At 38.7% G+C, this 22,347-nt stretch carries 19 protein-coding genes; 13 read left to right on the forward strand and 6 right to left on the reverse strand.

Going from position 1 to position 22,347, the window contains the following annotated elements:
• Together LACPOB_RS0110910 and LACPOB_RS0110915 are read left to right on the forward strand one after the other, a co-directional pair.
• On the forward strand, positions 1-619 hold a 619-nt coding region (locus LACPOB_RS0110910; protein ID WP_017868854.1), incomplete at its 5' end, for an amino acid ABC transporter permease.
• A gap of 417 nt (positions 620-1,036) precedes the next feature.
• Positions 1,037-1,447, forward strand: a complete 411-nt coding sequence (locus LACPOB_RS0110915) for a GNAT family N-acetyltransferase (protein ID WP_017868855.1) — start codon at positions 1,037-1,039, stop codon at positions 1,445-1,447.
• A gap of 57 nt (positions 1,448-1,504) precedes the next feature.
• On the opposite strand, the gene hflX is transcribed toward LACPOB_RS0110915, so the two are convergent.
• The gene (gene hflX / locus LACPOB_RS0110920) at positions 1,505-2,767 is read right to left on the reverse strand and encodes a GTPase HflX (RefSeq protein ID WP_017868856.1); all 1,263 of its coding nucleotides are present in this window, start codon (positions 2,765-2,767) and stop codon (positions 1,505-1,507) included.
• A 401-nt stretch (positions 2,768-3,168) separates the two neighbouring features.
• On the opposite strand from hflX, the gene LACPOB_RS0110925 reads away from it, so the two are divergent.
• The 6 genes from LACPOB_RS0110925 to LACPOB_RS0110950 all read left to right on the forward strand — a co-directional run bounded on the left by LACPOB_RS0110925 (position 3,169) and on the right by LACPOB_RS0110950 (position 10,162).
• Positions 3,169-4,794, forward strand: coding sequence for a peptide ABC transporter substrate-binding protein (locus LACPOB_RS0110925; RefSeq protein ID WP_017868857.1), 1,626 nt, complete (start codon positions 3,169-3,171; stop codon positions 4,792-4,794).
• 251 nt (positions 4,795-5,045) lie between these two features.
• The gene (gene opp3b, locus LACPOB_RS0110930) at positions 5,046-5,975 is read left to right on the forward strand and encodes an oligopeptide ABC transporter permease (protein WP_017868858.1); all 930 of its coding nucleotides are present in this window, start codon (positions 5,046-5,048) and stop codon (positions 5,973-5,975) included.
• A gap of 3 nt (positions 5,976-5,978) precedes the next feature.
• Positions 5,979-7,013: an ABC transporter permease gene (locus LACPOB_RS0110935; RefSeq protein ID WP_017868859.1), complete on the forward strand. Its 1,035-nt coding sequence runs from the start codon at positions 5,979-5,981 to the stop codon at positions 7,011-7,013.
• Between the two features lie 8 nt (positions 7,014-7,021).
• A complete protein-coding gene (locus tag LACPOB_RS0110940; RefSeq protein ID WP_017868860.1) occupies positions 7,022-8,062 on the forward strand; it encodes an ABC transporter ATP-binding protein in 1,041 nt (346 codons plus the stop codon).
• A 24-nt stretch (positions 8,063-8,086) separates the two neighbouring features.
• Positions 8,087-9,064, forward strand: coding sequence for an ABC transporter ATP-binding protein (locus LACPOB_RS0110945; RefSeq protein WP_017868861.1), 978 nt, complete (start codon positions 8,087-8,089; stop codon positions 9,062-9,064).
• Positions 9,065-9,178: 114 nt separating this feature from the next.
• Positions 9,179-10,162, forward strand: coding sequence for a nuclease-related domain-containing protein (locus tag LACPOB_RS0110950; protein ID WP_017868862.1), 984 nt, complete (start codon positions 9,179-9,181; stop codon positions 10,160-10,162).
• Positions 10,163-10,697: 535 nt separating this feature from the next.
• Here the strand turns inward: LACPOB_RS0110950 and LACPOB_RS0110955 are convergent.
• The 3 genes from LACPOB_RS0110955 to LACPOB_RS0110965 all read right to left on the reverse strand — a co-directional run bounded on the left by LACPOB_RS0110955 (position 10,698) and on the right by LACPOB_RS0110965 (position 14,001).
• Positions 10,698-11,366, reverse strand: a complete 669-nt coding sequence (locus LACPOB_RS0110955) for a histidine phosphatase family protein (RefSeq protein ID WP_017868863.1) — start codon at positions 11,364-11,366, stop codon at positions 10,698-10,700.
• Between the two features lie 27 nt (positions 11,367-11,393).
• Positions 11,394-12,062 (reverse strand): histidine phosphatase family protein, encoded by a 669-nt coding sequence (locus tag LACPOB_RS0110960; protein ID WP_017868864.1) that lies wholly within the window; start codon positions 12,060-12,062, stop codon positions 11,394-11,396.
• A gap of 70 nt (positions 12,063-12,132) precedes the next feature.
• Positions 12,133-14,001, reverse strand: a complete 1,869-nt coding sequence (locus tag LACPOB_RS0110965) for a cation:proton antiporter family protein (RefSeq protein ID WP_017868865.1) — start codon at positions 13,999-14,001, stop codon at positions 12,133-12,135.
• Positions 14,002-14,234: 233 nt separating this feature from the next.
• On the opposite strand from LACPOB_RS0110965, the gene helD reads away from it, so the two are divergent.
• Positions 14,235-16,538: an RNA polymerase recycling motor HelD gene (gene helD / locus LACPOB_RS0110970; protein WP_026142834.1), complete on the forward strand. Its 2,304-nt coding sequence runs from the start codon at positions 14,235-14,237 to the stop codon at positions 16,536-16,538.
• 204 nt (positions 16,539-16,742) lie between these two features.
• Here the strand turns inward: helD and LACPOB_RS0110975 are convergent, their stop codons facing one another.
• Positions 16,743-17,324, reverse strand: coding sequence for a GDSL-type esterase/lipase family protein (locus LACPOB_RS0110975; protein WP_017868867.1), 582 nt, complete (start codon positions 17,322-17,324; stop codon positions 16,743-16,745).
• Positions 17,325-17,506: 182 nt separating this feature from the next.
• Here LACPOB_RS0110975 and coaA point away from each other — a divergent pair, with 182 nt between their 5' ends.
• Positions 17,507-18,430, forward strand: coding sequence for a type I pantothenate kinase (gene coaA, locus LACPOB_RS0110980; protein ID WP_017868868.1), 924 nt, complete (start codon positions 17,507-17,509; stop codon positions 18,428-18,430).
• Between the two features lie 106 nt (positions 18,431-18,536).
• Positions 18,537-20,090: a glutamine-hydrolyzing GMP synthase gene (gene guaA, locus LACPOB_RS0110985; protein WP_017868869.1), complete on the forward strand. Its 1,554-nt coding sequence runs from the start codon at positions 18,537-18,539 to the stop codon at positions 20,088-20,090.
• Between the two features lie 173 nt (positions 20,091-20,263).
• On the opposite strand, the gene LACPOB_RS0110990 is transcribed toward guaA, so the two are convergent.
• Positions 20,264-20,605, reverse strand: a complete 342-nt coding sequence (locus LACPOB_RS0110990; RefSeq protein WP_017868870.1) for a helix-turn-helix domain-containing protein — start codon at positions 20,603-20,605, stop codon at positions 20,264-20,266.
• A gap of 184 nt (positions 20,606-20,789) precedes the next feature.
• Between LACPOB_RS0110990 and LACPOB_RS0110995 the strand changes: the two genes are divergently transcribed.
• Both LACPOB_RS0110995 and LACPOB_RS0111000 read left to right on the forward strand, forming a co-directional pair.
• Positions 20,790-21,107: a hypothetical protein gene (locus tag LACPOB_RS0110995; protein ID WP_017868871.1), complete on the forward strand. Its 318-nt coding sequence runs from the start codon at positions 20,790-20,792 to the stop codon at positions 21,105-21,107.
• 33 nt (positions 21,108-21,140) lie between these two features.
• Positions 21,141-22,229, forward strand: coding sequence for a hypothetical protein (locus LACPOB_RS0111000; protein ID WP_017868872.1), 1,089 nt, complete (start codon positions 21,141-21,143; stop codon positions 22,227-22,229).
• Positions 22,230-22,347: the final 118 nt, after the last annotated feature.

The following is a 22,347-nucleotide window of genomic DNA, read 5'->3' on the forward strand; positions in this document are numbered from 1 at the left end:
TCTCAAATTTTTGTTGGCCGGTTTAGGTGTTACCTTGGAAGTTTCTGTGATCTCGATCGTCTTAAGTTTTGTGATCGGTTTGATCTTGGGGATCGTCCGTTATGTCGGCTTTAAGTATGTTTCGGCAGTCGTGGGGTTCGTGATCGATATCTTGCGGAACTTGCCGTTACTACTGATCATTTTTTTCACCTACTTTGCGTTACCGAGGTTAGGTCTACGGATGACACCAATGTCGGCGGCGATCACGGCCTTAGTGGTCTTTGAATCGGCGATGTTAGCTGAGATCGTCCGCAGTGGGATCATCGCGGTGGATCCCGGTCAGATGGAAGGTGCGCGTTCCACGGGAATGACTTACTGGCAGGCTATGTGGCAGATCATTTTGCCTCAGGCCTTGTTAAAGATGATCCCGCCGTTGGTATCGCAGTTCATTTCGTTAGTCAAAGACACGTCTTTGGCTACGATCATCGTCTTGCCAGAACTATTATATCGAGCTCAGATCATATACGGACAGGACACGCGGTATATGTTACCAATGTATCTGATCATCGCGGTCATGTATTTTATCGTATGTTATGCCCTGTCCTTGCTAGCAAAGCGAATGGAAAAAAGGTACGGATAAAAAAGCAGAGATATAATTATGTGAAGTAGGTTATTCTGCTATGGGTAATTTCAACCATAAGCATGATAAAATCAAGAGGTTGTTTTCTCAAATTTTTGAGAGAGCAGCCTTTTTAGCTTTAGAAATAAACTTGTGTCATCTTAAGCGGACGATAACACGACTTTGTAGTTTTCACTTACCTAGTTGTTTTAAATGGATAAGGACATCTTATTATGAGTATTTAAACCCAATATAAGAAAATAATCTCATTTTTTAAGGAATAGTTATATATTGAATATGCCCTTTAAATGCTAATAAATAAGCAAACCACTAAATTTAGCTTGAAAAAACCAGTGCATTTTCTTATAATAAAAAACATAAAAATTTCATTTTTTTCTAATCTTTATTTTAAGTACATATTCGAAAAGGGGTGGGATCATGGATTTGATCGTAAATCCTAGGCTGACCAAAAAAGACATCGTTGTGTTATATAGTTCGGTTGGCTGGCAAAAAGACGTGGAAAATATTGATAATCTTAAAAAAGGACTGAAAAAATCTTTTGTTATCGCGGCTTTTGAAGATAATAAGTTGGTCGGACTGGTACGAGCTTTAAGTGATTTTTCAACTGTTGTTTTCATTCAAGATCTATTAGTTTGCCCTGAGTTTCAAGGCAAAAGGATCGGCAAGACATTGATGCTGCATTTGTTGAATTACTTTGGTGCTGTCGGTCAAGTCATGGTTGCAGCTAAACCGAACAATGATGCACGGAAATTTTTTCATTATTTAGGTTTCCAGGAAGGACAGGATCGTCAATTATCTGCTTATGTGATGGATCGGCGTGTTCATTAGTTGATTTAAAAAGTACCGTATCCTTGTCTTGAGAGTGAGACAAGGATACGGTACTTTTTAATTAGAATATTCAAATTTTTGTAAAATACCAGCGGTTGCTGGAGATACTTCAGCAGTGATCAGAGTGCCTTTTGCGAGATAATCAGTGTTAAGGATACTGGCATTACTATTGAGTTGTTCAAGATACTTACCTTCATCAAATGGGATCAAGTAAGTTTTAGTCTCAAAATCAGCGAATAAAGTTTTTTTGATCATTTTGATCAAGAGTTTTAGTGACTCATCATCCTGAGCGCTAAATGTGATTTGGTCACCAGCAATTTGTGGATAACTAAGCTGTGGTTCAAGATCAGCTTTATTAAAGGCATAGATCATGGGAATACCAGTCACGCCGATCTCACGTAAAGTCTTTTCAGTTGTTTTGACCATTTCTTTAGCATGAGGGTCAGAAGCATCGATCACTTGTATGAGTAAATCAGCTTGTGCTGCTTCAGATAAAGTTGTTTTAAAAGCTTCAACCAATTGATGTGGTAAGGATGAAACGAAACCGACAGTATCACTTAGTAAGATCTGTTTGTTATCAGCAAACTGAATTTTACGGACGGAGGTATCAAGGGTCGCAAACAGCATGTTTTTTTCAAATACTTGTTTTTCTTCGTCCTGACCAGTCAAACGTAAAAGGCCGTTCATAGTGGTCGATTTGCCTGCATTGGTGTAACCAACTAAAGCGACTGTCTTCAAATTAGAGCGATCACGTGCTTTACGTTTAGTTTGTTCTTCTTGTTCAACTTCTTTAAGTTGATGACGCAAATGGTTGATCTGGTTTTGGATAGTTCGGCGGTTTAATTCCATTTGTGTTTCACCAGAACCACGACTCGTAAAGCCACCACCGCTCCCGGCAGTTTGCTGGTCAAAACGATTTAAACTTGAAGTCCGTAAACGTGGTAAGCGATATTGCAAAGAAGCAATTTGAACTTGCAGCTTTGCTTCACGAGTATGCGCACGCCGAGCGAAAATCTCTAAGATCAAAGCCGTTCGATCGATCACAGTTAAATTAGTTTGGTCTTCAATATTTCTTAGTTGAGTTGGTGTTAATTCATCATTAATGATCAGATCGATCGCGCTTTTGGCAGTGGCCGCGTTTTTGATCTCATTTAATTTACCACTGCCAAAATAAGTTGCAGATACTGGCTTATCAAGCTTTTGAGTAATAGTTAGCTCTGGTTTGATAGTTGCTGCTTGGGTCAAGGCCGCAAGTTCGTTCATTGTATATTCAAAATTTTCTTGTCCACTGTCAATTCCTGCAAGAATTGCACCATCCATATTTTTTCCCCCATTCATTTTCATAAACATTATAACATTTGGCTTGGTTCATTGTGGCGTTTATGAGATTTCCATTACTAAGTGAAGATAAGCCTATGTTAGAATAAGAAACTCTGAAAAATAATAGATCTTGGATGATAGAAAATTAATAATATACGGAAAATAGGGCTTTTTCATTAGTTAAATATAGCGCTATCAAACAGTTCGCCTTTTATAAAAATGAGAAAAAATATTGCTTGTATGTCCTTAAAATCTGGGCTTTATGCGAATCATTTAAAATAAACATTAAAAAGATTAGAGGATACTATTGATTTTAATATCAATTTCATATAGAATTTAAACAACGTTGAGAGAGATATTTTTGTATCTATCAATACATATAAAAAGGAGTTGTTACTATAATGAAGCTTAAAAAATTTGCAACAGCAGGCGCCGTAGTGGCTGTTTCTGCCTTAACATTAGCTGCATGTGGTTCTAAGTCTTCATCTGGTGATTCAAAACAAGTTTTGAATTGGGATGAAAGTGCCGAACTACCAAGTATGGACTTATCTAAGGCAACTGACGTAGTTAGTTTTAACCAGCTGAATAATACACTTGAAGGACTTTATCGTTTAGGTAAAGATTCCAAGGTTGAACCTGGTTTGGCTAAGAAAACGCATGTTTCTGACGACGGCTTAACATATACATTTGATTTACGAAAGTCAAAATGGTCTAACGGTGATGATCTAACCGCTAAGGACTTTGTGTATTCCTGGCAACGAACAGTTGACCCAAAGACTGGCTCACAGTATGCATACTTATTTGATGGTGTTAAAAACGCCAATGCAATTATGGATGGCAAGAAAAAGACCAGTGAATTAGGAATCAAAGCTGATGGCGACTACAAATTGACTGTTAACCTTGAAAAACAGATCCCATACTTCAAATTACTAATGGGCTTTCCGGTATTCTTCCCTCAAAATGAAAAAGTGGTTAAAGATGCTGGCAGCAAGTATGGTACTGCTTCGAAGTACATGGTTTATAACGGACCGTTTAAGTTAACGAAATGGACTGGTTCTAATTTAAGCTGGAGTTTGAACAAGAACGGTAAGTATTGGGATAAGAAAAACGTTAAACTTGATAAGATCAATTATAAGGTCAATAAGAGTAACTCAACTTCTTATAACTTGTACAAGACAGACAAGTTGGATGCAACTCCTTTGAGCTCTCAACAGGCTAAACAACTGAAAAATGATAAAGAGTTTTTGGCTCGTAAAGCCGCAAGTACATTCTACTTTCAATATAACCAAACTCAGAAACGTTTCCAAAACAAGAAGATCCGTCAAGCTTTGTCGTTGGCAGTTAACCGTGAACAGTTGACGAAGAAAGTTTTAGGTGATGGTTCAACGGTCTCCAAAGGTCTTGTATCTAAGGACCTAGCCAAAAATAAGGGCAAGGATTTCGCTGATCAGGCTTACGTCAAAGAGGGCGTACAAAACGACAATAAGAAGGCCAAGAAGCTATGGCAAGAAGGGATGAAAGAAGTTGGCGAATCTAAGATGGATATCAATTTGTTGAGTGATGATACTGATAAGGCTAAGGATACGACAGAATTCGTTCAAAGTCAGATCGAATCTACACTTGGCGATAGCGTTAATGTTCACGTTCAAAACGTACCATTTAAGACACGTTTGACACGTTCAGAACAAGGCGATTTCGATATGGTAATTTCCGCTTGGGGTGCTGACTTCGCTGATCCAATTAGTTTCTTAGATTTATTCACATCTGATAATTCACAAAATGATGGTGAATGGAAGAATGGTGAATATGACAAGCTGATCCAAGCTTCTAAGACAACAGATGCAGGAGATGCTGACAAACGTTGGGATGATTTGGTCCAAGCTGAAAAGATCTTAGCTCAAGAACAAGGTGTCGCACCACTTTATCAACAATCAACTGCATGGATGGTTAAAGATAAAGTCAAGGGTGTTATCTACAATTCATCTGGTGCTAACTACAACTTTAAGGATGCTTATATCAAAGAATAGTCTGGTTCTTTAATCAAAAAGCCGAGTGCGGCCAGGGGGAATTGACACGCTCTATGTTGTCAATTCCTTTTGACTTATCTGATGATTAATTAGTAGAATCCGAACATTATGAGAGATATGAATTGATAAAGATCGCTATTAAAGTTACAATAAAGAAATGTTAAAAGCATAGGATGCTGCATCAACTAAGCCAGAGACCCGACTGGTTTGGTTGTTGTACATAGTATAAACCTAGAATGTGAGGGTGAATTATGAAAAAATACCTGCTAAAAAGGGTCTTATATATGGTCTTGACGCTGTTTTTGGTTGCTACCATAACATTCTTCTTAATGAAGTTAATGCCTGGTACACCGTATTCCAATCAGGAAAAAATGACGCCACAACAAATCAAGATCATGAACCAACAGTATGGTTTGGATAAACCGATCTGGATGCAATATGTAATTTATATTTTTGGGATGGTCCATGGTGATTTAGGGACCTCGTTCCAATTTAGTAATCAACCTGTTTCTTACTTGATATCAAGCCGTATCGGTGCTTCCGCTCAACTGGGTGTACAAGCAATGCTATTCGGTGTGATCTTGGGGATCATTGTTGGTTCAGTTGCCGCTATTTACCGTAATACATGGGTCGATACAACAGCAACGGTCCTTTCGATCATTGGTAAGTCGGTACCGAACTTTGTTTTAGCCGTCTTATTACAGTATTACATTTCGCTGAAGTTAGGCTGGTTCCCAATTGCTGACTGGGAAGGCTTCTCATATACGATCTTACCAACGATCGCTTTGGGAGTTGGACCACTAGCGGAAACGGCGCGTTTCATTCGGACCGGAATGGTCGATGTTTTGAATTCCGATTATATTGAACTGGCACGCGCAAAAGGGATGAATAAGTTTGGTATCATTTATCATCATGCTTTGAGAAATAGTTTGATCCCATTAGTAACCCTAATTGGACCATACACAGTTGCATTGATGACAGGTTCCATGGTTATTGAAAATATCTTTTCGATCCCTGGTATCGGTGAACAATATGTTAAGTCGATCCAGACCAACGATTACCCAACGATCATGGGTGTTACAATGTTGTTTTGTTTTGGCCTAGTTCTTATCATCTTGATCACAGATATTATCTATGGGATCATCGATCCACGGATCAGACTTACTGGAAATGAGGACTAATAAATGGCAGAAGAGAAATATAATTTACAACCGGACAGCTTCGAACCATTAGGTCATGATCAGGAACAAGAAATTGAAAGTGAAAAAATTGCCGCTCCTTCATTAACGTTTTCTCAAGATGCATGGCGTCGACTAAAGAAAAACAAAGGTGCCGTGATTTCATTATTCATTATTTTGATCATGGTGATCGTATCATTTGGTTCCACACCTTTTATTAACCATTCAGAGTTGGTTAAATCTAACCCTGAATATGCTAATTTACCGGCTAAGGTCCCTGGTATCGATATCAATGGGCTAAACGGTAAGATGAAGGTTGGCGGAGAATGGACCGATGTTTATAAGGAAAATGGCATCAAGGATAGCGTTCATTTTACCTTGGGAACTGACTATTTAGGTCATTCTTTAGCACAGCGTATTATTTATGGAACAAAAATCTCACTGACTGTTGCGATCGTTGCGACATTGTTTGACTTACTGATCGGGGTCTCGTATGGTATTGTATCGGGTTGGAAGGGAGGACGAACTGATAATGTGATGCAGCGTATCATTGAAATCATTTCGTCTATCCCTAACTTGATCATTGTTGTCTTGATGTTGATTGTTTTTAAGCCTGGGATGACATCGATCATCTTAGCCTTGGCGATCTCAGAGTGGACCACGATGGCCAGGATGATCCGAGCGGAGACATTGTCATTAAAGACAGAAGAATATGTCTTGGCAGCTCGGACGTTGGGTGAATCGACGGGTAAGATCGCATGGAAACATTTGGTTCCTAATGTTTCAAGTATCATTATTATCCAAACGATGTACACGATCCCAAGTGCCATCTTCTTTGAAGCTTTCTTGAGTTTCATTGGTATCGGGATCTCCGCACCGCAAACTTCTTTGGGTGTATTATTGAATGATGGTCAAAAGAACTTCCAGTTCTTGCCTTACCAGATGTGGTATCCAGCAATTGTCCTGGTCATTTTGATGATCGCCTTTAACTTACTCGGTGATGGTTTACGAGATGCATTTGATCCAAGAACAAGAAGGTAGGTTGAATTATGGGTGAAAGAATTTTAGATGTAAATAATCTTGAGATCAATTTTCATACCTACGCAGGTGATGTTAAAGCTATCCGTGATGTTAGTTTTCATTTGGATAAAGGTGAGACACTTGCTATCGTAGGTGAATCTGGCTCAGGTAAATCAGTTACGACTAAGAGTTTAATGGGGCTTTTAGCCAATAACGCAAGAGTGGTCGGCGGTTCGATCATGTACCATGACGAGGACATTTTGAAGAAATCTGAAAAACAGATGCAAGATATTCGTGGTAAAGATATTGCCATGATTTTCCAAGATCCGATGACTTCCCTTGATCCAACTATGAAAATCGGTCGTCAAATCGCTGAACCATTAATGAAACACAAAAATGTTGAAAAGAAAAAAGCTTTAGCACAAGCCCTTGAAATATTAAAGCTAGTTGGCATCGATCATGCTGAAGAGCGGATCAATGAATACCCTCATCAATTTTCTGGTGGACAACGTCAGCGGATCGTAATCGCGATTGCTTTGGTTTGTTATCCAGAGATCCTGATTGCTGACGAACCAACTACAGCCTTGGATGTAACGATCCAGGCACAGATTTTAGATCTAATGAAAGAATTGCAGCAAAAAATTGAAACTTCAATTATTTTCATCACGCATGATTTGGGTGTTGTTGCAGGCATGGCTGATCGTGTGGCCGTTATGTATGCTGGCCAGATCATCGAATACGGCTCAGTTGATGAAATTTTCTATAATCCGCAACACCCTTATACTTGGGGGTTGCTCAACTCAATGCCGACATTGAATAGTACGGATCTACAAGCTATTCCCGGTACACCACCAGACTTACTGGATCCGCCGAAAGGTGACCCGTTTGCTGCTCGAAATCCATATGCAATGAAGATTGACGAGAAGGAAAAACCGCCGTTCTTTAAAGTTTCAGAAACACATTTTGCTTCAACTTGGTTGTTGCATCCGGATGCACCGAAAATCACACCACCCGATGAAATTGTGCGGCGTAAAAAAATTTTTAAGAAAATGCAAGCAAACGTAAATTAGTAGACCAAGGAAGGAAGAAACCACATGCCAGAAAATCAAAAAAAAGTTCTCGAAGTTAAGCATTTAAAGCAATACTTCGGCGTGGGCAAACCTGATATGGTCAAGGCGGTCGATGACATTTCTTTTGATATTTATGACGGAGAAGTGTTTGGACTTGTTGGTGAATCAGGGTCAGGTAAGACAACAGCCGGGCGTAGTATTATTCATTTGTACAATCCGACTGATGGTCAAATTATCTTTAACGGTAAGGATGTCAGCTCGTTCAAGAGTAAAAAAGAGAAACTTGAATTTACGCGTAACATGCAAATGATTTTTCAAGATCCGCAAGCTTCGTTGAATCCACGGATGACCGTTGAAGACATCATTGCTGAAGGGATAGACATTCATGGTTTGGCCAAAGACAAGGCTGAACGCCGCAAAAAGGTTGAAGATCTGCTTGAAACGGTTGGATTGAATCGTGACCATGCTAGCCGTTATCCACATGAATTTTCGGGTGGGCAGCGACAGCGTATCGGTATCGCGCGTGCCTTAGCTGTTGAACCATCATTTATCATCGCTGACGAACCTATCTCAGCTTTGGATGTTTCCATCCAGGCTCAGGTCGTTAACCTGATGAAAGACTTGCAAAAAGAACGTGGCTTAACATATTTGTTTATCGCGCATGACTTGTCAATGGTCAAGTATATTTCAGACCGGATCGGTGTTTTGCACTATGGTCGTCTGTTAGAGGTGGGACCTGCTGATGATGTTTATTTGACACCGTTGCACGACTACACTAAGAGTTTGATCTCAGCTGTTCCTGAACCGGATCCAGAGTTTGAACGGACTCGTCAACGAGTTCCCTACGACGCTTCGATAGAACAAGATAAGGAAGGGCAGCCACGTAAGTTACGGGAAATCACTCCAGGTCATTTTGTACGTTGTTCAGAAGAAGAACTTTCCTTTTATCAGGAACGGGCAGCTAACTATAAAAAAGAAAAACAGGAAACTCCTAGTGTTTAAATGAGAGTTTGTAAAAGCGACTATTATCTAAATTTTAGAGATAGTTGCTTTTTTTTGATGAAAAAAGATAAATTTTGCGTATTTGATAGTAGTAAAAGAAAGGAGAACAGTCAAATGCGTAGGAAATCATTTGAAATGCAGTATTTAGAGACACTGCAAGCGCGTACTAGTTTGAACGACCGTGAGAAACAACAGTTGTTGGCTTGTCAAAAAGGTTATAAAGGTGAATTACAGGTCGACGAACTTATTGAACGCATCATCAAGGATCGGTATCCAGTATTAGATGATGTGAATTTGATTTTTGATAAACAGCGGATACAGGTTGATAAGTTACTTCAAATAGGCAATAAATTGTACTTAATTGATATTAAAAATTATCGTGGTCACTATGTTTTTCGTGATCGGACCTGGTATTGCAACGGAAAACCATTGACCCACAGTATTTTTGGTCAGATCGATCGTACTCACGATATATTAGCGCGGATTTTTGCAGAAAACCATGTGAACATTGAAATCATTAAGGTACTCGTATTTACTGATCATAAAGCAGTACTCGATATTAAAGAAGAAACAGGAGTAGTTGTCAAATATTTGTGGGATTTTTGTGGCTGGGCGCAAAAACTGTGTTCTCAGTCAGCACAAAACGCACAAATGCGCTGGCAGGAGTCTTTACAACCTTATATTGTTACTTTCTATCGACCAGATAATGATTTTTCTACCGAGATTGATAGGAAATTAACTAAGGGGATAAAGTGTCCTAATTGTGGTGGGTTTGAGCTCCATCAACATCGATATTATTTACGTTGCAAACACTGTGAATACTGTCAGCCAAAAGAAACGGCTTATGTGTGTACGATTTGTGAATATGGAATACTGTTCTTCAAGGAAAATCTAAGGATCAGTGATTTGCTCGACTTCTTAGGGGAAAGATATAGTAGAAGCTATCTGGAGAGGGTGTTAGTGAAACATTTTAATTCACTTAAATTTAAATCAAAACAATTTTGTTATCAGAACAAAGGAATTGAATTTCAATATTGGTTTGGTGATCGCAAAAATTATTTTGATAAGGTTCAAGATAGAATACATTGGGGAAGCTGAAGTAGATGCAACACTATGTCGGTCAAAGTAAGCATCATAAATTGATATGTGACACAAAGATGGGAAGAGTAAGTATCACATATTGGTTTGTGCTACTTACTCTGCTCAAATAAGTAGCACAAACAGCAATGTAACACTAACTCCGTCAAAGTAAGTCACACAAGCAGCAATGTAACACTAACTCCGTCAAAGTAAGTCACACAAGCAGCAATGTAACACTAACTCCGTCAAAGTAAGTCACACAAGCAGCAATGTAACGCTAACTCCGTCAAAGTAAGTCATGCAAGTAGAAATGTAACGCTAACTTCATCAAAGTAAGCATCACAACTTAAAATGTGTTGCTAAGTATGCTGGAGTATGTATTACAAATGAGAATATGACGCGAAATCAGCTAAAGTAAGTCGCGTACACAGTGATGTGTCCCGAAGTTTCGATAACTAAGTTATACAATTATACAACACAAACATATTTAAGCATGAAAAATGACACCAGCGAACTTATTAATTTTCGCTGGTGTCATTCGTTCTGTTTCCTTTTAGTATTTAGCGTCATCATCGACTTGATTAAAGTAGTCGACTTTGACATCATCTCTGTCCATAGCTAATTTTGTCACTGAACCATTTTTAGGTCCGACGGTTTGATCAACGTTGCTGTCAAAACGCGCCGCAATACTTCTAATCGTTGTACCATGACTAACAACTAAAATATTGTCACCGTCACGTGCAATGGACTTTAAATAATCAAAGCCTGCATCGACACGCTTCCAATATTCTTTGGCATTTTCTGCGTTATGGAAAGGATCAGCTTCTTTGGTAAAGTCCTTGGTGTCATCCATTGAGTATTTCGCAGCCATTTCATGAAATGAACGGCAGCCATGTGATGCGCCGATCATTAACCAGGCTTGGTCGGAGTCGCTCCCCTCGTAGTAGCCGTAGCTTTGTTCCCGAAAAGCTGGGAGTTCCGCTGGTTCTGGTAATTCTGGGGAAGCCACGTTTTCTTGCAACAAGAAATGGCATGTTTTTTCTGCTCGAGTGGTGTCACTGTGAAAAGCATGAGCAAAATTGATATGGCTTAGATGATGCCCTGCCATATGCCCATCTTGCATGCCCTTAGGTGTCAACGGTGAATCACACCAGCCTTGCATTCTATTATAACGATTCAAGATCGTCTGTCCGTGTCTGACTAAGTAAATGTTAAATGACATAATTTCTACTCCTTACTTTCAAATCTCTTAGTAATCGAAATCTTCAGCTGTTTGATTATAGTAATCGACCGTGAAATTGTGCCCATCTACGGTCAGTTTAGTGACCGATCCGTTATCAGGGTCTGGAAATAACGGTGTCTTTTCGTCGAATAAATTAGCGATACTCCTGATCGTCATGGCATGGCTGACAACTAGCACATTTTTGTCGTCTGGGATCTTCTCGCGCAAATAATCAAAGCCGATCTTGACCCGACTCCAGAATTCAGCGTCATTTTCTGCGTCACCAAATGGATCAGCTTCTTTCATGAAGTCGCGTGTTTCTACCAAAGAATAGTTCTCCACAACGTCTTTGAATGAATGACAGTTGTGTTTAGCTCCGATCATAGTCCAAGCTTGACTGGCATCTGAGCCTTCAAAATACCCAAAACTTTGCTCACGGAAGTTCCGTAGTTCTTTGGGCTTTAAATCAGTATCAGTTGCCTGATTTTCTCCTAATAGGTATTCGCATGTTCTTTTGGTACGCATTGTATCGCTGTGAAAGGCGTAGTCAAAGTGCTTGTTTGTCAAACGTTTCCCAGCAGAGTGTGCGTCGTTGATCCCTTTTTGCGTAAGTGGTGAATCACACCACCCTTGCATTCGGTTATACAAGTTGAGATAAGTTTCTCCATGACGCACAAGATATACAGAAAAAGACATTATAGAATTCCTCCTTCTACAGTGTTGATACTTCTAGTATACAACAGATCAAGCTCTTATACGTACCGATTTACGCTTCGACTGAGTTTTGATTATTTAGCAACTGACGTAGGTTGGCTACATCTTTTCGACTCCCGGAAAGTAAGAGATGGTCGCCTAATTGTAACTGAATGTCGCCTCTTGGTGGTAAGAACTGCCGGTCGCGCACGATTCGGCTGATCACGATGTTTTGGATCTCTGGTAATTCGGACAATTCGATCCCTGAATAAAGCGAATTTGTTAAGTGGATCTCAAAGATCTCAGCATCTGTAGATGTTAACAAGCGTAAGAGTTCCGGTGACTGAATAGCGGCACGTAAGACGCCAACACCAGTCGTGAAGGTACTGAAAAATTCGATATTTTTCTTTTCGAGTTCAGCCTTCATTTTTTGGGCTTCATCTGGGTCTTGAGTATCTAAGCGTAGTAAGACTCGTGGGACTCCATATTTTTTAGCAGCCAGTGCTAGATCATAGTTGTCTTTTGCCAAACGGTGAGCCAATACCAGCACATCTGTGTCAAAAATTTCTTCTTTGATCAATTTTTCTGGTTCCATACTATCAAGATAAGTAATGTCAGTGACACCTTTGTAGGCATCATAACGTCCTTGATTATCGGTGTACATTTTGATCGAGTACCAATCATTGGGTAAGCCGTGAGTTGCGTTAACAGCGGTCAAACTTGCACCGATCAAGTGTACGGAAGTTTTGACAGTAGGTTCATGTCTGGGCTGGTAGATCCGTTTGAAAAATAACGGTCCGAGTAGACATGTTAGGATACCTGCAATGATAAACGCACCACTTTGAGCGGTAGACATTGCACCAATATTTTGCGCAACCGTTGTGGCAGCCAAGATCAAAGTGATCGTTGTCTCTGACAACATAGTAGCGGCAAATGAATTGGTTTTGCCAAATAAGGCTTTGAAGCCAAAGTAAGCCGGTAATTTAGTAATAAAGAAAGCCACTAACAATAACGGGATCAACACGAGCGTGGTCTTTGAACTTAACAGACCTGGTAAATCAAGCTTTGCTCCCGTCAAAATAAAATAGAAAGGGATCAAAAAACCGTAGCCCATGGCATCTAGTTTTTGTTGGGTCGTTTCTTCGGGTTCTAAAAGTTTGATGACGATCCCAGCTAAAAAGGCACCTAAAATGTTTTCAGCACCAACTGTTTCAGCTAAAACAACTAAAACGATTATGACTAAAAAAGCAAAGCGCATATCTAATTGTGTCGTGGATTTGGTATATTCTTGAAAGTGAGTAAAGAAATTACGAAAACGGAAAAGTAAAAAGGCCGCGGCTAAAAAAACGAGCGATATCAGCCATAAGGTACCAACGTGACCACTTTTAACAGAAGTGTAAATAGTTAATGCTATTAATGGGATGACTTCACCTAAAACAGCAAATAACAAAATCGTTTGTCCGATCTTCTTGCCAAGTAATTCGTTTTCCTTTAAGACACTGATGACGATCCCTAAAGCAACAGTAGCTAATAAGATCGCAGCCAAAAATATATCGGAGAATAGTCCGGTGATTTTCAGTAAAACAGCTAAGATAATTGCAGTGATCACGGTCAATGTATAACCGACACCGGCTGCAAATAGAGGTGAATGATCAGAGGAGTTTTCAGCTCTTTTAGCTGCAAGTGCAGTGGAAGTATCCGATTTTTTAAATAAAGAAAAGTCGATCTCCATCCCACTTAAAAACAATAATAAGATCACACCCAAGGTTGACATGGTCGTCAAAACTTGGGTTTCGTGGATCACGTTAAAAAAACTTTTTCCCAAAACGATCCCGACTAAAATTTCAGCAATTGAACTTGGCAAGAGTGAAACTTTAAACTTTGCGAGGATCATCGGAGTAATAAATGCAGCAAAAGCCACAATAACAAGTGATAGATTCATAAACCAGACTCCTTTGATTAGCGCTTTTTATAAGCACAAAAAATTTGGCATTCCGACGTAATTTTTTCCCTTTGTCTCAGTCCCAAATAGTTTACAGATTTCAGTTTAATTTTACAAGCATTTTATAACATATGGCAACTTGCACGTTCTGGTGTTAAATGTGGGCGACTTTATTTGTAGCAGTCTGTAAATAATGGTAGAATATTTCATTAGATTTCAACTCAAACGGAGGCGTGAGTTTGACAATTAAACAAAAAGAACAGCAACGTATGGACTATGTTGTTGATAAAATTAAGCAAGCAAAAACAAAAAGCCAGGCTAACATCGATAGTGCTGGCAAAGATCAGCGTGCGATCATGAATGATTTTAAAAATAATGTTCGGATCAAGACAGGAACTTATTCTGGTTTGATGGAAACGGCTTTGACAGTCCGTCAACAACAAACGATGTTACAGGAACGGGAAAATAACTGGCGTCAAGCGACCCTACAGTTGGATGTTTTACAACGTTTGGAAAAAACACCTTACTTTGCACGGATCGATTTTCAGGAAAGTGGTGAGAAAAAACCAGAAAGTGTTTATATCGGACTAAGTTCTTTTACGGACAGCCCAGATCACTTTTTGATCTATGATTGGCGTGCACCGATCTCAAGTATTTATTATGAAGGTGGGCTCGGAGAAGTTTCTTACGATACACCTGATGGAAAACAAAGTGCTAACTTGACTTTGAAACGGCAGTTTATGGTCGAAAACGGCAAAATCATGACAGTTTTTGATACAGACCAGACTGTGGGTGACCAAATGTTGCTGGAAGTATTGGATGAGTCATCGGATACGAAGATGAAAAGTATCGTTTCGACTATTCAAAAAGAACAAAATAAGATCATCCGGGATACTAAGTCTGACCTCTTATTTGTTCAGGGGGCAGCCGGTTCCGGTAAAACTTCGGCGGTGCTGCAGCGAGTCGCCTTCTTGTTGTACCGTTACCGAGGAAATTTAAGTTCTAGTCAAGTTATCTTATTTTCACCGAACCAGTTATTTAATGATTATATTAATGAAGTTTTGCCTGAACTAGGTGAACAAAATATGGTTCAAATGACCTTTTATCAGTATGCCAAACGACGGGTACCTAAGCTACACGTTGAAACTTTACAAGAGCGGTTTGAAGAGGATAACAATGATCAAGAACGAGCTGCTAAAAATTTAAAGGACAGTTTAAGCTTTTTCAAGGCGACAAATGCGTACGCCGATTTTTTGAACAGCCAGGGTATGCGTTTTAAGAATATTATGTTCCGAGGCAAACCGTTTTTTACTAAAGAACAGATAAAAGATATTTACTATGGCTTTAATAGTAATTATAATTTGCGGAATCGTTTGTCAGCCACTCGTGAATCTTTGTTGAAGAAATTAAGCGGCAAGGTCAACCGCGAAGCACGGACAGAACGAGTCCAAAAAGCAGTGCAAGGGTTAAGCCAGGAGGAATTAACTGACCTTTATGGCGATCACCCGCGTAATTTTGCTGATGGTGACAAGGAATTAAGATTCTTAACGCGTGAATATGTTACACGTGAATTCCAAGTGATCAAAAAGGCGATCGTGCGCAACCGTTTTATCAATATTAACGGGCAATATGCACACTTTTTACGGCATCTACCAGATCTTTTGGACGTCAGTGAATTTGGTTTGAGTCGGACAGACTGGTTGTCTACAGTTGACAAAACGATCGTAGCCATGAAACATGGTCGTATTTCTTTGACTGATGTGACGGCTTACCTTTACCTATTTGACCAGATCATCGGTAAGCGAGGCGACTTGGAAATGCGCCAAGTATTTATCGACGAGATCCAAGACTATTCAGCTTACCAGTTAGCCTTATTAAAAGAGGAATTTCCGCGAGCTAAGTTTACGATGCTAGGTGATTTAAACCAGTCGATCTTTACCCAGGAGAGTAGTCATTCTTTGTTGAGTGAATTAAGTACGATGTTTGAACCAGAAAAGACTCAAGTTGTCCAATTAACGAAGTCTTACCGGTCGACCCAACAGATCACGGATTTTAGTAAAGATATTTTGGAAAATGGTGAAGAAGTAGAGGCCTTCAACCGGGAAGGTGATTTACCAACTATTACTGTTGATATCGATGAAACTCGGATGGTTCAAGATGTCGCTGACCAATTAGAGCAAAATCAGCAAGATAAAATGACCACAGCGATCGTAACCAAGAGTCTACAAGAAACTGAAGATTTAACAGAACGTTTAAAGGCCTTGGGACAAAAAGTTACGGCAATCAAAACTGAAAACCAACGTCTAGTTTCTGGGACAATAATTGTCCCATCGTATTTAGCAAAGGGACTTGAATTTGACGCTATTATTGTGTGGAATGCAAATGAAACTAACTATCATCGTGAAGATGAACGTCAGTTAGTCTATACGATCTGTTCACGGGCGATGCATCGTTTGAATATATTTGCATCTGGCAAATTAACGCCATTGATGTCAGACATTCCAGCGGATCGGTATAAATTGCTTGACCGTGTGTAAAATATTGAAAGAGTGAGACAAAAGATGTTTTGAAGCCGATTTGTAACGATGTTCGCGTTATTTTGGTTCGTAGCAAAGCGAAGAGCCAGAATAACGCGAACGTTGTTACAGTAAGGCTTCAATCTTTTGGAACACGTTTAAGGGCCGTCGATTTAACCCATTTAGTGGGATAGATCAACGGCCCTTTTAGAATTGCACAGCTAGTTATGCACCAGCTACTTTTTGGTCCATTAATTTTTGTGAAACCAATGGAGCTAGTTTTTCCAATAAAAGGTCATAGGCACGTGGAGCATAGTGTAAGTCATCGTCTTGTAAGATCTCTGACGCGCTATGTTTGACTGCTTCACTAAACCAATCGACGTAGCCCACTTGGTATTCTTTGGCTGTTTCGAGCGTTGCTAAAGCGTATTGTTGTAATTTTTCGTTAGGCCGGTGTTCCTGACGGCTCGGGCCAGTAATACCCGGTGTGATCAAGATGCATTTTTGAGCACCAATATGTTTTAACATGATCTCCAAGTTATTTTGGTACTGTTGTAAGGTCATTTTCGGGACCTGCACGTCATTAGTCCCAAAGAAAATGACCACTAGATCTGGGTCATGATCCACAACGTCTGAATGCAAACGAGCTAGTCCGCCTTGAGTATTGTCGCCTAAAACGCCACGATTCATTAGGTCGATTTCACGTGGAGCTAAGGCTTGGGCTAACTTGTCTGTGTAAACGGAGGTGGGGTAACCATGCGTTGCACCAGCGGTAATACTATCACCAAATAAAATGATTCTTTGCATAATTTCTCATCCTTTAAAACTCAATATAAATCTAGTTTACTATAGCATAAATAAGAAAGTCGATACCAAATAGTTGCACGAAAACGATTTTATTTTTGACATCAAAATAGTACAAACGCGTGTCTGGTATGCTATAATGCATAGCGAATGTTTAAATCAAATGTGGAAGGCGTTTATCACTAATGGAAAATCGACTTAATTATTATCAGATCCCACGTGAAGAATGGCGCTTATTTTATCGGGATCACTATGTTCCTTTATCTAGTCAAGAATTAATGCGGATCAAATCATTGAATGATGTGATCTCTTTAAAAGATGTAGAAGAAATATACATGCCGCTTGTTCATTTGTTGGGGATGCGGATGCAGTCTCGTAACTATGCGCAGGGAAAATTGGCAGATTTTTTAGGTATCAAACATAAGAAGCCACCTTTTATTATCGGGATCGCTGGTTCTGTAGCTGTTGGTAAAAGTACGGTTGCGCGTTTATTGCGGGACTTACTGACTGACATTTTCCCACATAATAAGATTCAGCAGATCACGACTGATGGTTTTTTGTATCCGTCTGATGAATTGAAGAAAAGACATTTAATGAAACGTAAGGGCTTTCCCGAAAGCTATGATATGAAAGCTTTGATCAATTTTATCAACGATGTTAAAAATGGTTTGACCGCTAAAGCTCCAGTTTACTCACATTCGGTTTATGACCGTATCCCAGGTAAATATGATGTGATCGACCAGCCGGACATCTTGATCTTAGAGGGAATCAATGTTTTACAGTTGCCAAGTAACCAACAGATCTATATCAGTGACTTTTTTGATTTTTCAATTTATGTCGATGCTGCTGAACCTCTGATCAAAAAATGGTACATGGAACGTTTTGATTTAATTTTGGATAAAGCAAAGGATAAGCCCGAAGATTATTATCATGCCTATGCAATTGGTGACCGTGATATTGCTCATAAGATGGCAGAAGATTTGTGGAATGACGTTAATCATAAAAACTTGCATTCCTATATTTTACCGACAAGAAATCGCGCAGATTTAATCTTGAATAAAGGAAAAAATCATTTGGTTGACGAACTTTACTTGCGTAAATTCGTTTGAGTCTGCTTTTTTGTCCGGTTTTTCTTGAGAAAAGATTGACCGACGGGACAACCGCCGTTACAATAAATTGAGTAGTTAGTGTAAAATTTAAAATGAGGTGAATATCTTGGCTAAAGTTGATATAAAGGACTTCGACAAGATCATCGTCCTCGATTTCGGGAGTCAGTATAACCAGCTGATCACACGGCGTATCCGTGAATTCGGTGTGTATTCTGAATTGCTGTCACATAAACTGACAGCCGCTGAAATCAAGGAAATGGCACCTAAAGGGATCATTTTATCAGGTGGTCCTAACAGTGTTTACGATGAAGGTTCTTTTGACGTTGATCCTGAAATCTTCAACCTGGGTATCCCAGTGTTAGGAATCTGTTACGGAATGCAGATCATGGCTAATGAACTGGGTGGCAAGGTTGAAAGTGCAGCGAATAAAGAATATGGGAAGGCTCTGATTCAAATTACAGATGATCAGGCGCCAACATTTAAAGACTTGCCGGAAGAACAAACGGTGTGGATGAGTCATGGTGACTTGGTTACAGCCGTACCAGAAGGTTTTGAGTCGACAGCAACGAGTCCTAACTGTCCGATTTCTGCGATGGCAAATAATGCCAAGAAATTCTACGGTTTGCAATTCCATCCAGAAGTTCGTAATACAGAATACGGGAATGATATTTTGCGTCATTTTGCATTTGATGTCTGTGAAGCACGTTCTAACTGGTCGATGGAAGACTTTATTGATATGCAGATCGATAAGATCCGTGAAAAAGTCGGCGATGATAAAGTCTTGTTAGGCTTGTCTGGCGGAGTTGATTCATCGGTTGTGGGTGTTTTGTTACATAAAGCAATTGGCGATCAGCTTACATGTATCTTTGTTGACCACGGTTTGTTGCGGAAAAATGAAGCGCAACTTGTGATGGATAGTTTGGCTGGCAAATTCGGCTTGAACATTATCAAAGTTGATGCACAACAACGTTTCTTGGACAAGTTATCTGGTGTGACAGATCCTGAAAAGAAACGAAAGATCATCGGTAATGAATTTATCCAGGTCTTTAATGATGAAGCTATTAAATTAAAAGGTGTTAAGTGGTTAGCTCAAGGCACACTTTATACCGATGTGATCGAATCAGGGACTGATACAGCTCAAACGATCAAGTCACACCATAACGTTGGTGGCTTGCCAGAAGACATGGTCTTTCAATTGATCGAACCTTTGAATACTTTATTCAAGGATGAAGTCCGTGAATTAGGTGAAAAACTAGAAATGCCCCACGAACTTGTTTGGCGTCAGCCATTCCCTGGTCCTGGTCTAGGGATTCGTGTGATCGGTGAAATTACCGAAGACAAGTTACAAATCGTGCGTGATAGTGATGCGATCTTACGCGAAGTTATCGCTCAACATGGTTTAGATAAAGAAATCTGGCAGTACTTTACTGTCCTACCAGGTATCCGTTCAGTAGGTGTCATGGGTGATGGACGGACTTACGACTATACAGTTGGGATCCGTGCCGTCAACTCGATCGATGGCATGACTGCTGACTTTGCACAGATCCCCTGGGATGTTTTACAAGAAATCTCTGTTCGGATCGTGAACGAAGTAGATCATGTTAACCGCATTGTGTATGACATTACTTCTAAGCCGCCTTCCACAATTGAGTGGGAATAGCAGTTTTACGCAACTTGAAAGGGAAACCTTAATTTGTAGCGATTTGAGTGTGCTTTACTTAACTTAAAATCGATGTTTAAGTGTAAGATGTCTACCAAGTTTCTACCAAAAAACTAGAATTAGCTCAGTAAAGTTAATTCTAGTTTTTTGTGTACAAATTTGTAGGTTGCTTTTTATAATTCATCTATGATATTGGAAAAATATTTTGCGAGACGCTCAGCCTTTTCTGGTTCAAGATGGTCAAGCTGTTTAAGTAACAGATTTATATTTGGTGAAAAGGTTAAATTATTATTATTGTTTTGGTTTTTGGGGCTTACTAAGGATGTGATATCAGTATTTAAAGCTTTAGAAATTTGTTCAAGCTTGTTAATACTGATGTTTTGTTCGGAGCTATGTTCAAGTTTTGAAATAAAATTTGTTGAAAGGTCACTATATTCTGCTAATTTTTCTTGGCTTAAACCTAGACTCAGTCTTCTATTTCTGATGTTTGTTCCAATAAGTATATTAATATTCATTTTTTTCTCCCTAGATAGTAAAGTTTGCCTTTACTATGAATAGTAGGGATTTTGGATAAGTATATTAACAAATTATATTTGTACATTTAGTTAGTTACTATATTATATTGACAATGTTGATTAACTGTAGAGTTAGAGGTAGTATATGATATATAATGCTTTTTTAGATAAGGGGGTAGTTTATATGGGGGTAATTTTTAACTTTTTGAGCAATATTATAACTTTGTTGATTTTTGTTGGTGTAGTTTATTTTATTGTAAAAAGAATAGTTTCGCCTAAGTATAGAATTGTATTAACTGATCCGGTGACAGGGTATAGGAAATATTTGAAATCGATCGACGGTATTAATCATTCATATACTTATTCAGCAAGTGCTGAAGATGCTTTAGTATTTAGAGATGGTGATAGAGCTGAACGTTTTGCTAGCTCAGTTAATAGAGAAGCTTTTCCAGAAGTTCAAATGAAAAGAATTATTGTATGGCATTTGGTTAATAAAGGATAGTATTTGAAATCATATAGGGAATAGGAGAAAACATTGAAAAGTAATAATAGTTCTACAAAAGGAAATAGAAAATTATGGATTGTTATAGGAATTGTTGTGATAATTATTGTTTTGTTTGGTTTTATTTTACATGATAGAAAAACTAGCTTATTGAAAAAAGCAGATGTAAAAGTTGAATTTGGAGGATATAATGACTCCGGATACATGTCTTATGACAGAGATAAGCTGGCAAAAGCTGAAATGAAGATTTTTACCGATAAAGCAAAAATGAGTGATTATTGGACTAAAGAATTGTTAAAAGACCCAGACGAGTTAGCTGAACCTGAAAATTTTGATGATTCTGAATCAATGAGTAGCAAAGACAAAGATAAAATGGCAAAGATATATCAATGGCAAAAGGGAACAAAAATTAATGAAAGTTCAAATGGAAATTTAAAGAATGGCCAGAAAGTTATAATAGCGATTAAGACGTCTGATGATAAGACTAATCCACTTAAATCTGAATCTAAGACTTATAAAGTTAAAGGGCTGAAAAAAGTTAAGAATCTCAATGTTAGTTCATTTACCAAAAAACTTAGATTAAAAGTCAGAGGGACGAATACACACGGCTATTTTGATACTGTTAAGGCAAATTCCTCAACTCCTAAAGTTGTTTCAAAACATGTTGAGGACACATTCAAGGCTAATCATAATGGGGGATTAAAGAACGGAGATAAGGTTAAAACAACCGAGAGGAAAATTGCAGATGATTTAAATCGATATTCTGATAAGTATAATTTTATTGGTAGAAAGAACGCCCATGTTATTTTGACTATAGATAATTTGCCTACAAATAAAAAGAATGTAAAAAACTTGAGTAGTTTTATCGATGAACTTGATGAATTGCATCATGGAGATGAACTAGTACATGTTGTTTTTGACCAGGGGAAAAAATCACTTTCGTTGATATATAATCATGGTGACGGCCAGTATTTAACAGATAACTATTCTGGTGTAGTACTTAAGGAAGGAAAGTTAAAGAAGAGTAGTTCATTTACATCCTATCCTCAAAGACGTGACAATAAAGATCCATATGATGATACAAGCTCAAGTGGAAAAATTTATGATATATCCTTGAAATAATCGTGGTTAAATATTTATACACTTTCCTTAAAAGCTAGAAATGACTTTACAAAGTTATTTCTAGCCTTTTTTTGTAATAAATAGCGGTAAATGTTAAGAAATTATTAAGAAAAATTTA

The sequence above is a fragment of the Ligilactobacillus pobuzihii E100301 = KCTC 13174 genome, from assembly GCF_000349725.1.
In the GTDB taxonomy this organism is placed as follows: Bacteria; Bacillota; Bacilli; order Lactobacillales; family Lactobacillaceae; genus Ligilactobacillus; species Ligilactobacillus pobuzihii.

What these genes read in the sequence shown, in the direction of transcription:
- LACPOB_RS0110915 (WP_017868855.1), top strand. Translation starts at nt 1,037, where the DNA reads ATGGATTTGATCGTAAATCCTAGGCTGACCAAAAAAGACATCGTTGTG.
- hflX (WP_017868856.1), bottom strand. Translation starts at nt 2,767, where the DNA reads ATGGATGGTGCAATTCTTGCAGGAATTGACAGTGGACAAGAAAATTTT.
- LACPOB_RS0110925 (WP_017868857.1), top strand. Translation starts at nt 3,169, where the DNA reads ATGAAGCTTAAAAAATTTGCAACAGCAGGCGCCGTAGTGGCTGTTTCT.
- opp3b (WP_017868858.1), top strand. Translation starts at nt 5,046, where the DNA reads ATGAAAAAATACCTGCTAAAAAGGGTCTTATATATGGTCTTGACGCTG.
- LACPOB_RS0110935 (WP_017868859.1), top strand. Translation starts at nt 5,979, where the DNA reads ATGGCAGAAGAGAAATATAATTTACAACCGGACAGCTTCGAACCATTA.
- LACPOB_RS0110940 (WP_017868860.1), top strand. Translation starts at nt 7,022, where the DNA reads ATGGGTGAAAGAATTTTAGATGTAAATAATCTTGAGATCAATTTTCAT.
- LACPOB_RS0110945 (WP_017868861.1), top strand. Translation starts at nt 8,087, where the DNA reads ATGCCAGAAAATCAAAAAAAAGTTCTCGAAGTTAAGCATTTAAAGCAA.
- LACPOB_RS0110950 (WP_017868862.1), top strand. Translation starts at nt 9,179, where the DNA reads ATGCGTAGGAAATCATTTGAAATGCAGTATTTAGAGACACTGCAAGCG.
- LACPOB_RS0110955 (WP_017868863.1), bottom strand. Translation starts at nt 11,366, where the DNA reads ATGTCATTTAACATTTACTTAGTCAGACACGGACAGACGATCTTGAAT.
- LACPOB_RS0110960 (WP_017868864.1), bottom strand. Translation starts at nt 12,062, where the DNA reads ATGTCTTTTTCTGTATATCTTGTGCGTCATGGAGAAACTTATCTCAAC.
- LACPOB_RS0110965 (WP_017868865.1), bottom strand. Translation starts at nt 14,001, where the DNA reads ATGAATCTATCACTTGTTATTGTGGCTTTTGCTGCATTTATTACTCCG.
- LACPOB_RS0110975 (WP_017868867.1), bottom strand. Translation starts at nt 17,324, where the DNA reads ATGCAAAGAATCATTTTATTTGGTGATAGTATTACCGCTGGTGCAACG.
- coaA (WP_017868868.1), top strand. Translation starts at nt 17,507, where the DNA reads ATGGAAAATCGACTTAATTATTATCAGATCCCACGTGAAGAATGGCGC.
- LACPOB_RS0110990 (WP_017868870.1), bottom strand. Translation starts at nt 20,605, where the DNA reads ATGAATATTAATATACTTATTGGAACAAACATCAGAAATAGAAGACTG.
- LACPOB_RS0110995 (WP_017868871.1), top strand. Translation starts at nt 20,790, where the DNA reads ATGGGGGTAATTTTTAACTTTTTGAGCAATATTATAACTTTGTTGATT.